The following is a 13,811-nucleotide window of genomic DNA, read 5'->3' on the forward strand; positions in this document are numbered from 1 at the left end:
ACCTCGCCGTCGCCATCGATATCCAGGCCAAGCTCACTCTCTCGATCCGCATATTCCGCTGCGGGGGCCTTATCCGTCCATTGCTCAAGATGGCCATTGCCATCGAACCAACGCAGACTCACCTGACCGCCCTTGAACTGCATGACGGCTACAAAGCCACCATCACTGGTCGGCTCGGCATGCGTGAAATCGAAATTATCATTCAGCCCAAAGGCTCGACCACTCGGCCGAGTCAGGACAACATCGCCTGACACCGTCTCGACCGCATAGGCACCATCTACGACTTTCAAGGACAAGTTGCCTTGCTGCTCCACGTACTGGGAACGTGACACCTCGCCGTCGCCATCGATATCCAGGCCAAGCTCACTCTCTCGATCCGCATATTCCGCTGCGGGGGCCTTATCCGTCCACTGCTCAAGATGGCCATTGCCATCGAACCAACGCAGACTCACCTGACCGTCCTTGAACTGCATGACGGCTGCAAAGCCGCCATCACTGGTCGGCTCAGCATGCGTGAACTCGAAATTATCATTCAGCCCAAAGGCTCGGCCACTCGGCCGCGTCAGAACAACATCGCCTTGCGATGTTTCGACGGCATATGCCTCATTCACCAACTTTAACGAAAGACTATCCTGCTGCTCTATATACATAAGCACCCCCTGCAAAATAAATTATAATTATTTTTTATACCCATTAATATAGTCAAGAAAACCCTTGGAAAGATTTTCAATAGCTTTGTTAGCCGACTCTTCATCAAAAAAGTCCTGTGAAGAACCAGGATAAAAAGAAAAATCATTTTCGAATAAAGGCTGATGATCCTCATAACCCAACTTTTCAGCAAGCATCGAGTTGGAGTCATCAAAAAATCTCAAGAAGTCTTTTGCCTCGCTACGAGTAGGCAACAGCTTTCCATGTCCATCTAAATATTTTTTAATTGATTTGCCAAGTTCGCTCTGATGGCGTATACCTAGGTTATTCAAGATGCGAAAAACTTTAGTCTGCTCCCAGCCCCAGCTTTCATTAGCTCTAGCCCCCTCACATGGAAAGCCAGCTGGCTCCACTCCAATAATGTCGAGAAAGTCAGGAACTACACCAAAATTTGCCAAATGATCATCGAAGACCCTAAAGCAAACGCTTCCTTGACCAAAAGCATTTTCCCAAAGACCTAATTTATTATAGTAGTCAAGGTAGTTGATGACATTATCAGTCAGGTCAGGTAGTGCGCCATTATTTCCAACAAAAAACTCACGCTCCGCAAAACTCTTTGCAGCTTGTTGATAGTGAGAGACAGCATGTCTATCCTGACGACGGATATAAAATATTACTTGAACATCATCATAGATAGAGCACAGCTGTCCTGCAAATTTTCTCAGAGCTTCCGAGTCAAAAACCCAAGAAAAGCATTCTGATGAAATGACAACATTGTCAGCTCTCTCAGAGTGCCGACCCAGAGACTCCACAAAACCAGACCTGAAATAAGCCGAACCATTCTTCAGCCGGGAGTGGTCAAACCACCAAGAATGGTTTCCGCGCACCTCCTCTTTTTTATGGTCATCAAGAAAACAGGCATATCCTTTATCAAGGAAGAGATCTCTATTTTCAAACAAGTATTTCTGAACTGAGGAAGTTCCTGTTTTATGGTTTCCGGCGTGGATATAAAGTTTTTTCATGTGCATCGTCCCTGAAACCAGTTTTTAATGTACACAAAAATTTTGAAGAATCAACTTTTTATGACTGTTGACGCACCAAGAAACTCAGAAGTGTGATACTTTCGAGCCTTCCTGCCAACCCAGGCATCCATCATACTCCCTACATCAAGGCCGACCCCTCCTTTCAGGGCAATCTTTGAACAAAAGACCTTGCCAGCGAGACCGGCGCCAACCAAACATATTTTCCCACTAACGTCTAGCTCAAGAAGTCTGGACAAGATACTCTGATAGAGATCAGGAAAAAGGGGTTGTTTTAAACTTTCCTTTTCGACAACATACTGACCAGGAATGGTCAAGACATCTGCAACGGTACAACCAAAATATGTCTCAAAATGCTCAGCAAACTTTTCATCATTTGGCCCAATCAAAACCACTTCTTTGTTCTTGAAAATATCTTGATAATAGGGAATCAAGTCCCTATGGAGATAACCTGACTCGTAAACCAAATTACCCATTTTTTTTGCAATACTGCAAGGAATGATACTTCCAGCAATCTGGCCCACCATGGACCTGAAATCGAAACCGTGATGCTTGGTAAGCAAGCGTTCGACGGAACCCTCATCCCGAGCCGACGTGATAATATCCGATGACACAAAGGCAGAAAGCAACTCATTCGACCAAAAGTCCAGATCATCATAACTAAAGTCTTGATGACCAAAGTGAAGACGAAGCGACCCTCTCGCACAGAGATAAAAAAGATCTTGGTGACATGCCGAAAAGCGACGACTCAAAAAACTCCCCTCACCATCGCCACTTCTTATTACACTTAACCCTTTTTGATTTTTATAAGCCTGTTCTATCTTATCAACAACACTCTCTATATCAATCTTATTCAAAGAGAACTTTTCTTTATCAGCCCCCCAATAAGCCACAGCAGCTTCCCGAAACTCCTCATACATCAAGGCATAATCTTCTTGGGAATGACCGCTGACATATGATTGTTTAGAGGCAATGACTCTCTTGCTTTTTTCACTATCTGCAACAGCACCTTGACTGGAAGACTCAATCTCTGCTTTTATCTTGTCAACACGTTTCATCAAAAAAGGTGAGCCAGGCTTAAGCTTACAAGCCAACTTCATCGCGGAAAGAGCTGAGTCAAGGTCACCGTTTCGATAAAAATCAAACCCAATGTTTCTTATAAACGTTGCTTTATCCTGAATAGTAGACACATGGCCCGCACTGTCCGTTGAGCTTTTACCTTCACCACTGTTCATATTTTAATTCTCACCCAAGTCATTTAGCGCAGAACAAACTTGACTATTGAGATCCTGAAGTGCTTTGGCACCTGGGTACTGGCTCAACGCCAAATCCAATATAAGCTTACTTTGCGAGACAAGACCAGAATCATAAAGAGCTTTAGAAAACTCTCGAAAAGCAACTAGAGGTTTTTCCGCCACGTTACGAAGCGTATTAAAGTCATCACGTCTCAGCGGAAAGCATGATGCTTCATAGCTTGTTAAAAAATTTTCAAAAATATCATGACGCGGCAGGCTCGCATCAAATTCAGGAAGCCCCTTGCATTGTTCATAAAACTCAATATTTTTATTGGTAAAAGTTAACAACTCATCCAAAGAACTGACATCATACCCTTTGCTACCACTAGCGGCATGAAACACAGAACCTTTCGCTTCTTCAACCCAAGAAATATCTTCTTTATTGGCAGCGACGATCTCATCAACAACAGTCTCATCCAAGGAAAAGCTTGAAGAGGATGTTTCTTGCAAATTATCCAAAAAGACTCTGGGATAAAAAATTTTGGACACATGCGGAGTCGCGAAGCTACGAAAAAAATTGTAGGAATACAAAAGGGCTATCGCCTCATAGCCCATTTTCTCATTGGAGCTTATCGTCTTAGAGAAATCATCTGCAACTCCGACTCGTCGACAAAAATCAGAAACAACACTACCAGCGGGAAAATTCGCTGGCTCATAATCAACCAGTGTTACATTCTGGCCACCAAACTGCTCGTAAAACTTCTCCAAGCGCCCTCTATAATGCGGGTATAGCGACTTCAAGGTAATTTTTGTGTCACCACCTTTAATTCTTTCCTGAAGAGCACTTTCCATAAAGCTTTTGGGTGAGCGGATATAAGCAATCACTCTCACTTCATCAAAGTACTCTTTCAAGATATCATGAAGGCGAGAAAGATTCTTCTTTGCAGGAGCTCCTGGTTGACTAAAATACTCAGCAGAAATAATTACATCTTTATCAAGTGAAAACCTTAGTCCCTGATAAAGTTTGTTGATGGAGCGCTCTTTTAAGTCATCAGCTTGTTCGTTCGATAGATTCCATTTTTTCACTTGAGGGTAATTCTGCAAATCAGGCATGAGTGCAGATACCAAGGGAACCGAATGATTTGGCTGACCTAAATCCAGGTAATATAGACTATCATCACAATGACCACTCAAGGCATTTTGTATGGATGAAGATCCAGTCTTGTGCATTCCTACATGCAAGACACAACGCCGTCCCATCACTCTCACCCTTTTCCTAGACGAGAAGAGTATTCAGCAGCCTTCTTTACAATAAGCTTACCTTTTGGCCTGGCTTTTAGTGCCAAGCTCATGAAATAATGTGCTAAATACAAATCACCAGAAGCCTCGAAGCATAAGGCAATATCCCGCAGCGTATCAGCCGAATGCTTTCCAAACTTTCCTTCCAGTTTTTTAGAAAAAGTAGGAAAGGAAAAACGCTCACCGCCATGGGCTGGGTCAAAAGTTATTTGCCTTCTCCCCTGATTATTTAGCTTTAATATTTCAGAAGCCAATCCGTCAGCAATGGTGTCAATCTGCTTTCCTGTAAACGAATAGCTTTCTTCACTTAAACTTTCTTCGCTAACAGGGATGGTCACATGGTTGTATTTATGCTCATCAGGAGCATGGGAATCAACGTATTCGCACCACTCACTCAAGCGTGTAAGCATCGACTCTTGCACACTTTCATCGGGCAGGATCTGCTCGGATTCTATATCAGGCAAGCTATTGCACAGCCGATCGGAAACTAGCTGACCAGACCTCCCCAAAACATTATTCACACCTTTTTGGAAACGAAGCTCAGACCTGGTCATTGAGCGGTTGATATTGCTAACAGTAGGCACAACCAGCATTCCTCGCTCAACTCCAAGCCAGCTTTCAACCTCAAAAAGGATATTGGATCTGCAGTTTGAGTAATTACGTATTGTTATTTCAACGCTCGAATGTTTGTTAAGTCTTTCAATAAAATTATAAACAAGCTCAGGTTGCTTATAACGAGAGAACATATTTTCCAAGGATATCGTTGAACCACCTCTTTTGATCATTTGCTGATACGAAGACGCAGCGTGTTCAACCAAATCTCGAGTAAACAACAGGACCTTGACAGAAGAAAACCCGCTGTCGTCAACTTTATTCAAAAGCGCGTCTACTTTCCCATCATGTATATCATGAAACAAGACTTCGCTACTGATTAGAACATTCCCTTGATCACTATAACAAGACTGACTTACTACAGGATCAAACATTACACCATTACCTGATGTAATCTTTCCATTTTTTGCTTTCTCAGAAGAATTTGACTCTGGGTAATTTATCCCTTTATCGAGCAGAACCTCTTGACTAAGCGCCAGGCTGGATTGAATGAAACTTGACCCCGTTTTTCCATGGCCTACGTGCAAATAAAGCGTTGACATTTTATAACTCGCCACTGTCATCAATAAGTTTACAAATCAAGACGATGATTCAGACGCCAGTTTCTCTAAATTAACACCTGGAGGTAACGCCTTGACTGGCTTATAACTCTGCTTCTTAATCTTGGCTAAGTCCAGCCCATACTCATTGGTAAGCAGTTGGTTTCCTTGTTTGAAGTGCTCGTCAAGGGATTGCTGCTCAGGGACCGAAAACAAGACATACCTGTCCCGCTCCTCAGGAACTTTACTGGAAAGCTCAATAACATCATTCCTGATTCTGGCGAAACTAGCACTATCCGTTGCCTTTCGCCCTCTCGCTTGAAGCACAGCCAAGCATCGTGTCGGAAGTGAAGGGTTAACCGTTCTGGAGGTTTCGAGCTCTTGGTACTTCACTGGAACATTGAATTCGGAAAAGAAATCATCTACGACAGACTTACTATAGGGGATAACCGTGATATTTTTCGTGCCAACCACATCTCCCCACTGCTTAACATTTTGATAGAAATTAAGCCAGTGAATGTTTCTCATCGCTAAAGAAAACAGTGATGCGCCATAGCGAACATTGGGGTCTTTAACCAACTGATTGAAAAGTGACAACAAAAGCTCTGACTGAGAGCGAACCGTAAACACCACTCTCACGTTATCGAAATACTGACTCACAAACTCTTTGAACTTTGGATTATTGAAATAAAAAGGTGAGAGCTCTGAAGACATCAAAACATTAGGAGATGCTGAGGCTTCCATCTCCAGCCGTAGGGTTTCTAAAGCCTCGGCTGGTGACATATCGCTCTGATAAGCCCCACTACCTTTGAATGAAAGGGCGAAGGGGTGGTGAGAATGATCCGGCCACTGCAAACTCTGTGGATAAAGAATACCCTTTTCCAAAAAATCAGCATGTTGCTGCTGAATTTGCGACTGAATTGCAGAAGTACCAGTCTTGGACCAGCCAACATGCAAATAGAGAGTGTCTTTTTTCATCATTCACCAATAAAGGGGTTACGTCCAACCTGGCTGATCAGCTTGCCCCACTTGAGTATTTGGGTTTCATCGAGCGCATCATCGCCCTGCAAGACCTCAGGGAAGTCCAATGCCTTCCATTTGTCCATCGGGTGCAGGATATGAAAGGTTGTAAGGCCCAGGTCGCCAGGTAATTGGGCATCGGCTACCACGTTGTCACCAATATGTAGATGACGCTGAATACCTTCGTCAGCAAGGTCATGCTTGACCATGTGCCACATGGTGCCATTGTCTTTACGTTTCTGCTCGGCGCTGGAGACCATCAGGCGGTACGGCACGCTGACCCCGGCTTTCTTGAGCATCAGGCCTACCTGGCCACGCGTGTAATAGGTGTCCGATATCACCCATAGCTTATGCCCAGTACTGCCGAGGTGGTTAAACAGCTCGACCATCTCATTCTTCGCCTGAATCATTTTCAGATCTAGTTCAAACTCTTCTTGCATCAAGTACGTAGCATCGTGATCCGAGATACCGAGGGTCTTTCCGACTTCCTTGTATATATCGCGAATATCAACATCGCCCTTGAAATTCGCCTGTTTCCTGAGGGCCAGTTCTGCCTCGTTGCGGATATCCACGAAGGCCTTGGCTGAGTGAACACGGCCACTGTCGACCAGTTGTTGCCCGAGCTTGAGCTTGGCATAGTCAGGAACCGTATACTCTCGCCTAACAAGCGTATCGAAGACATCGAAGCTGATACATTCATGCGCCTGAATGGCCGGTAAATGCTGCTCCAGCCCGGAACCCTGGTAACTACTGAAGATATAAGAATAGTCGCGAGTAAACTGCCCAGTCGCAGGATAATAGAAAAACTCTTTATAGCCTCTTTTCTCGGCGACATTACCCACTACACGTTCCAGGGCATGGAGCATCGAGCCATCATTGGGCAAAGGCTCTTCGGGGAAGTCCTCATAGGCCCAACGCTTCGACAGCAGGTCTTTTAGTGCGCGCGGACGCGCCCAGAACATTCCGCCAGCCGGATAACTCAAGAAGCCGCTGTTGCGATACAAGCCGAGTTCTTCTTCCCACTTGCGCATGTAGGGCGTATTCATGGTCAAGTGATTGACCCAGGTTGGCATCATCCAGAATGTCGTTGGGTAATAGACGCCAAGCTCATCGTCTTCTGCAAAACTGTTCAAGATACCAGCTGCCACCGCTGGATCCCGCAGCAGATACTCTGTCAGGTAATCCGCCCATTGGGTCTGCTCTTTTCCCGAATACAGCGATTTCTTGGAATGTAAATGGCAGAAGAGATCGTATTCCTGAAGCATTTCAGCGTACTCAACCAACATCGGGCCGAAATTACGACCACGGTTGGGTACGACACGAATCTCCAGATTCTTGACCTTCGGGTGTTGCCCAAATGTGCGCTTCGCATGTGCCACCAGCTCTTCACTGGCAAGCGTCAAGAGAACATCCAACTCGACCGGAAACTCGTTGAGGGCGTGAGCGAAACGATCAATGAAATCATTATAGAAAATATGCAGACAAGCTGCTACTTTCAGCTTCTCAGCTTCATGAGAAACTTCACGCCGTGGCCTCAAGGCATTCCGTGGCGACCAACGCGGCGCATAAGGAGCATAGGTTCTGCCCTCTTGCCTACCATGCAGCAAATAGTGGAGAAGTGGGCTCACCTGCCCATGAAACACATCCATGTATGTGCGATGGTAGGTTTCGGTATCAAAGGCGGGTGAAGGGTTGACCGGTGCGAAGCGTGATTTCCGTATATAGTCCTTGAAGGCCTCAACATTGCTTGAAAACGTTCGGCCATAGTGCTCTTCGTACCAACTCGGGTTGAAAAGCCCTAATGATACGGCTTCTTCCGTCAGTTTCTCGTAATCGATTCCTCGTGCAGTACCCGCCTTCAACTTCTTTCTCAGCGATTTAATATCCTTGATCATATCCATTCCCGATTAGATGCCGAATATCTGCAGAGGAGACACCATTCCGTTACCGGTAATATCATCGTCGGCCGTGAACAAGTGCCAAGCGGCTTGAGGTATCGCGCCGGGGCGAGTAGAAAACACCTCGAACAAGGTCTCCACTTCACCCTTGGTATAGGTAACGTTATTGCGGAGGTTGTCTGTTACCGACTCCACGGCCCCTTCGAGAACAGCCTGGAGATTCTGGTAGTAGCGCTGGCTCGATGCCTCCCGACCGTAGAAGAAGACATATTTGCCATCCTGTGCCTCTCGAACATCGACAACCTGACCATGTGGTGCGGTCATCATGCATTCCAGCAACAGTGAACGCTCCAGCATGGTATAGTTCTGTTGCCAATCGACACCTTCGCGGAAAACGCCGCTGAGCCGAGCCGTGTTACCACCGACTTCTTGCTTCCCGGGCTTCGTTGCAATGAAATAAAGACCTTCCGTATCACGCCCCAGGAAGCTCGTACAAAGCTTCTGGATAGACCCCGAGTAACCAACATCCAGCATCAAGGGAGCGGGATTTTCCTTGCCGAGTCCCTGGCTATGAAAATAGCCTTCTACGGCTTCACGCGTATGCTCGACTTGGTTTCGCAACCGGTCATTATGAGGCTCGAGCCATTGGCGCACATTATCAGCATCGTCCGGCAAGGAAACACTGAAGCCCAATACCTCCGCGGGCATACAGGCGAAGGCCTCGTGCATCTGCAGACCGAAGCGCTTCATTAGCAAATCGAGGACCGTTCCCTCGAAATCCATCTTCAGAGCAACAGTATACGTTAATGGCTCCCCTAGCATGGCCCGAAACAGCAAGGTTCGGGAAAGCCTCAGGTAGACCGGGGGATGATCCAGGTGAATCAGCTCTTCCTCGGAAAGGCGCGTCAACAATTGATGGATCAACCAACCTTCCCTGGCCAGGCACACAGGCAATTTCCCCTCTGCGTGCTTCTCCACCTCTCTTACATATGCCGTAAGGGAGGGGCCCAGAAACGCAGCGCCGAATTCTTTCAGCGCGGTATAGGTTTCTTTCATATCATCCCTGTTATATGAAATGTGATGTCAATCAAGCGAATTTCGCTGCAGCATCTAAGGTATCACCTTGAGCATCCTTTTCGGAAACACCAGGTGGTTGACCATTCACCAATGGCCAGTCAATGGCCAGAGACTCATCATCCCAACGGATGCAGTATTCATCGCCGGGGTTGTAGTAATCCGTGCATTTGTACTGGAACTCGGCGTCGACACTGATCACATAGAAGGCATGTGCGAAGCCGGGAGGCACCCACAGCATCTGCTTGTTGTCTGCACTGAGACGAGCTCCCACCCATTGCCCGAATGTCGGGCTGCTCTGACGAAGGTCAACCGCTACGTCGAATACTTCGCCACGAGTCACGCGAACCAGTTTCCCCTGGGGTTTTTCCAGCTGATAATGCAGCCCCCGCAGAATGCCGTGGCCGGACTTGCTATGATTGTCCTGAACGAAGCGGTATTCACCACAATGTTCTTCGAACTCACTCTGGCGGAACGTCTCCATGAAGAAGCCACGCTCATCACCGAAAACCTTGGGAGTGAGGAGTACGACATCGGGTATCTGCAGTTTCTCGAATTGCATGGAATATATGGCCGCTCTGCTTAATGCTTGGTGGAAAGGAATAATGCTCAAGCTGTCATCAAGGGATACGCTTCATTTTGAGGAGCTTTTGACAAGACGCTTCAAATATTTTCCGTACCCGGTCTTGATAAGCGGTTCCGCCCTCTCCAGAAGTTCTTGATCATTGATCCAGCCATGGCTCCAGGCGATCTCTTCCAGGCAAGCGATTTTCAAGCCCTGGCGGTGCTCAATGGTCTGAACATACTGGCTGGCTTCCATCAAACTGTCGTGGGTACCGGTATCCAACCAGGCGAAGCCTCGGCCGAGGCGCTCAACCTGGAGATCACCGCGATCCAGGTAGGCATTATTGACGCAGGTGATTTCAAGCTCACCCCGCTCCGATGGTTTGACCGACTTGGCGATTTCCACCACGTCATTATCGTAAAAGTACAGCCCAGTGACTGCATACGGAGACTTGGGCTTCTTGGGCTTCTCTTCAATCGAGATGGCTTTACCGTGATCGTCGAATTCCACCACTCCGAACCGCTCAGGATCTTTTACCAGATACCCGAAAACGGTCGCACCACTTTCCTGACTTGCGGCACGCTTAAGCTGCTCCGAGAAGTGCTGGCCATGGAAGATATTATCCCCCAGCACCAGGCAGACGGGATCGTTACCGATAAAGTCTTCACCGATCACGAAGGCTTGGGCCAGGCCATCCGGGGTGGGCTGCTCGGCGTACTCGAAGCGGACACCAAATTGCTCTCCGCTCCCCAAAAGGTGCTTGTACTGGGGAAGGTCTTCCGGCGTCGAAATAATGAGTATTTCCCGAATACCTGCCAGCATGAGAACCGAGACCGGATAATAGATCATCGGCTTGTCATAGACAGGTAAAAGCTGCTTGGAAACGCCATGAGTAATCGGGTGCAAGCGAGTGCCGGAACCACCAGCCAAAATAATGCCTTTCCGTGCCATACAAAAACTCCTTATTTAGTTCTGATTAAAACCAGTCTCTCGACGCGAAAGGACCATGTTCAAGCGCTCAAGTATACGTCTAGCACTTCAAAAATTCGTCGAGAGTTAATTCTAGCTGTGCCTGCCAGGCCGGCAGCGAGATGTCGAGCGCTTGCTCCAGCTTATCCAATGCTAAACGCGAGTTGAGAGGCCGTGTCGCCGGCGTCGGATACTCCGCCGTCGGAATACCAGCGACTTGTGAGGGGTCAATGGCGAGTGACTCCCCCGCCTCACTGGCCATGCGGAATATCTCGCTAGCGAAGCCATGCCAGCTCGTTTCCCCACGCGGTGCGAGGTGGTACAAGCCACTTTCGACCTGTCCCCGCTGCAGACCATGCAAGGCCATCAGCGTCACATCCGCGATCAACCGTGCCGGCGTCGGAGCACCGATCTGATCATTCACGATCTTCAGTGCGCTACGCTCACGGGCCAGGCGCAGCATGGTCTTCATGAAATTATGGCCACGGGCACTATAGACCCAACTGGTGCGCAGGATCAGGTGCTGGCAGCCACTGGCCTGTACTGCCACATCACCTGCCAGCTTGGTGGTGCCATAGACCGATGCCGGCCCAGTGGTACTTCCCTCATGCCAGGCCTGATGACCATCGCCGGGATAGACATAGTCCGATGAGTAATGCACCAGCGGAATGCCGTTCCTGCCAGCGTAAGTGGCCAGTTGCTCCGGCAGCTCGGCATTGAGGCGATACGCCAGTTCGGATTCCTCTTCCGCCTTGTCCACCGCAGTGTAGGCCGCCGCATTGACGATCACACCCGGCGCCAGGTCTTCGAGGTAATCGACCACGGCCCCGGCATCGGCAAGATCCAGCTCATTGCGACTCGGGGCGACTACCTCCCCCAGGGTGGCAAGGCGACGCTGCAGCTCAAAACCGACCTGACCAGATGCACCCAGTAACAATAACGTCATGTCAGCACTCCCAACCGCTCACCACGATAGCTGCCATCCTGCACGCGCTGCCACCATTCCCGGTTCGCCAGGTACCAGTCAACGGTCTTGCCCATACCGGACTCGAAGGTCTCGGCAGGCGTCCAGCCAAGCTCTCGTTCGATTTTTGAGGCATCGATCGCATAACGCACATCATGCCCGGGGCGATCGGCCACGAAGGTGATCAGGTCCTCGTAACGGGCCACGCCCGCCGGTTTGTCAGGCACACGTTCCTCGAGCAGGGCACAAAGCGTACGCACCACCTCGATGTTGGCCTTTTCGTTGTGCCCACCGATGTTATAGGTCTCGCCGACCTGCCCTTCGCTCGCTACCTTGATAAGCGCTCGAGCATGGTCCTCCACATACAGCCAGTCACGCACCTGCTGACCGTCGCCGTACACCGGCAGCGCCTTGCCTGCCAGCGCATTGAGGATCATCAGGGGAATCAGCTTCTCCGGGAAGTGATACGGGCCATAGTTGTTGGAGCAATTGGTGATCAGCGTGGGCAGCCCGTACGTCCGCTGCCAGGCCCGCACCAGATGATCCGAGCTCGCCTTGCTCGCCGAATACGGTGAGCTGGGCGCGTAAGGCGTGGTCTCGGTGAACAGGTCGTCGGTACCCTCCAGATCCCCATAGACCTCATCGGTCGAGATATGGTGGAAGCGAAAGCCGGCCGCCTTCTCCGGGTTGCTGGCCTGCAACCCCTGCCAGTACGTGCGAGCCGCCTCCAACAGCACCGTGGTGCCCACCACATTGGTCTGGATAAATTCGGCCGGCCCATCGATGGAGCGGTCCACATGGCTTTCCGCCGCCAGGTGCATCACCACATCGGGCTGATGGGCTTCGAACGTGGCACGCATCGCCTCGGCATCGCCGATATCCGCCTGCACAAAGTGATAACGGTCGCTCGACTCGACTGACGACAGGGACTCGAGATTACCCGCATAGGTCAGCTTATCGACATTGACCACACAATGACCGGTATTCTCGATCAATTCGCGTACCACCGCAGAGCCGATAAAACCGGCACCGCCAGTTACTAGAAATGTTCTCATATTTTCCTATAAATTTTCATTTAATAAATAGAAGACTTAGAGTTGGCTATATGCACAACACTCCCATTGGATTATAGACGAGGAAAGACAGATTTTTAGTGCAACATATCCATTGGGTTTCTGACGGCCTTTTGTGGTGTTCCACTATTGATTTTCTCATCATCGCGATAGAAAACTTGAAGTCGAAGCGCCTCCGAGGCTACATTTTGGACTCAAACGAGATGGTGCCTAGTGCTTCTTTGCTATGGCCAGATAAACCAACCCCCTTAGAAAAGCACTGACGGATCAGGTCGTTGATGTTTTCTTTGCTGCCGCACACAAAAATTACGAATTTACTTTCCCTATTTTAGGCAGAAGACAAATTCTTTTCGCAACTTCCCCATAAGCAGAAAATATACAGCATCGTAGATGCTATCACGGCGATACAAACATTTCTGAAGCTGAGCATACCCATGAGCTTAAGCTTGCCGGCAGGCTGCTCAGAAGAAAATCTGATGGCGCAATAGCGTGGACCACCAATTCGAAATGTTTCCTGCCAGGTAGAAGCTCCCGTCTGAGGCGGCGTGATGCGCGGCGCTTCTAGCACTGCTGCTAAGCCAGGCGAGCAAAGTATCGGTTACCGTTCACGTTATTACGCAGCTCACGGCCTCACGACAGATGGCCGATGGAAAGTGCTATCCAATACCTTGGCAGTCTATTAAATGTTCCTGCTTTGGATTAGGACAACTAGGATTTTGGCGCACTCTTCAATTCTGAAACAGGATATAGGAAACAGGAGAAAACCTTAAGAAATTCTTCAGGATTTTCACTCAACAATTATCAGAACAAAACTTTTATATTACAACCCACCACTAGGAATTAGAAAGAGCTTCATCCTGAAGAGCATCAATAGA

12 protein-coding genes are annotated in these 13,811 nt (G+C 48.5%); all 12 read right to left on the reverse strand.

Going from position 1 to position 13,811, the window contains the following annotated elements:
• Positions 1-650 (reverse strand): hypothetical protein (locus tag RSO41_RS04525; RefSeq protein ID WP_315617879.1); only part of this gene is annotated, 650 nt, incomplete at its 3' end.
• Positions 651-677: 27 nt separating this feature from the next.
• Positions 678-1,670, reverse strand: coding sequence for a hypothetical protein (locus tag RSO41_RS04530; protein ID WP_315617880.1), 993 nt, complete (start codon positions 1,668-1,670; stop codon positions 678-680).
• A 50-nt stretch (positions 1,671-1,720) separates the two neighbouring features.
• Entirely contained in the window at positions 1,721-2,923 is a 1,203-nt protein-coding gene (locus tag RSO41_RS04535; protein WP_315617881.1) for a hypothetical protein, read from the reverse strand.
• A gap of 3 nt (positions 2,924-2,926) precedes the next feature.
• On the reverse strand, positions 2,927-4,186 hold the full coding sequence (locus RSO41_RS04540; protein WP_315617882.1) for a hypothetical protein: 1,260 nt from the start codon (positions 4,184-4,186) through the stop codon (positions 2,927-2,929).
• Positions 4,187-4,188: 2 nt separating this feature from the next.
• Positions 4,189-5,376 carry a hypothetical protein gene (locus RSO41_RS04545; protein WP_315617883.1) on the reverse strand — a complete coding sequence of 396 codons (1,188 nt, stop codon included), beginning with the start codon at positions 5,374-5,376 and terminating at the stop codon, positions 4,189-4,191.
• A 36-nt stretch (positions 5,377-5,412) separates the two neighbouring features.
• Positions 5,413-6,351: a hypothetical protein gene (locus tag RSO41_RS04550; protein ID WP_315617884.1), complete on the reverse strand. Its 939-nt coding sequence runs from the start codon at positions 6,349-6,351 to the stop codon at positions 5,413-5,415.
• A complete protein-coding gene (locus RSO41_RS04555; RefSeq protein ID WP_315617885.1) occupies positions 6,351-8,288 on the reverse strand; it encodes a rhamnan synthesis F family protein in 1,938 nt (645 codons plus the stop codon). Before RSO41_RS04555 ends, RSO41_RS04550 begins: the two co-directional genes overlap by 1 nt.
• Before the next feature lie 12 nt (positions 8,289-8,300).
• On the reverse strand, positions 8,301-9,347 hold the full coding sequence (locus RSO41_RS04560; protein ID WP_315617886.1) for a hypothetical protein: 1,047 nt from the start codon (positions 9,345-9,347) through the stop codon (positions 8,301-8,303).
• A gap of 31 nt (positions 9,348-9,378) precedes the next feature.
• Positions 9,379-9,927, reverse strand: a complete 549-nt coding sequence (gene rfbC / locus RSO41_RS04565; RefSeq protein WP_315617887.1) for a dTDP-4-dehydrorhamnose 3,5-epimerase — start codon at positions 9,925-9,927, stop codon at positions 9,379-9,381.
• Between the two features lie 72 nt (positions 9,928-9,999).
• Entirely contained in the window at positions 10,000-10,881 is an 882-nt protein-coding gene (gene rfbA, locus RSO41_RS04570) for a glucose-1-phosphate thymidylyltransferase RfbA (RefSeq protein WP_315617888.1), read from the reverse strand.
• Between the two features lie 79 nt (positions 10,882-10,960).
• Positions 10,961-11,845 (reverse strand): dTDP-4-dehydrorhamnose reductase, encoded by an 885-nt coding sequence (gene rfbD / locus RSO41_RS04575; protein WP_315617889.1) that lies wholly within the window; start codon positions 11,843-11,845, stop codon positions 10,961-10,963.
• A complete protein-coding gene (gene rfbB / locus RSO41_RS04580; RefSeq protein ID WP_315617890.1) occupies positions 11,842-12,918 on the reverse strand; it encodes a dTDP-glucose 4,6-dehydratase in 1,077 nt (358 codons plus the stop codon). Before rfbB ends, rfbD begins: the two co-directional genes overlap by 4 nt.
• Between the last annotated feature and the right edge of the window lie 893 nt (positions 12,919-13,811).

It is taken from the genome of Halomonas sp. I1 (assembly GCF_032334135.1).
GTDB lineage: Bacteria > Pseudomonadota > Gammaproteobacteria > Pseudomonadales > Halomonadaceae > Halomonas.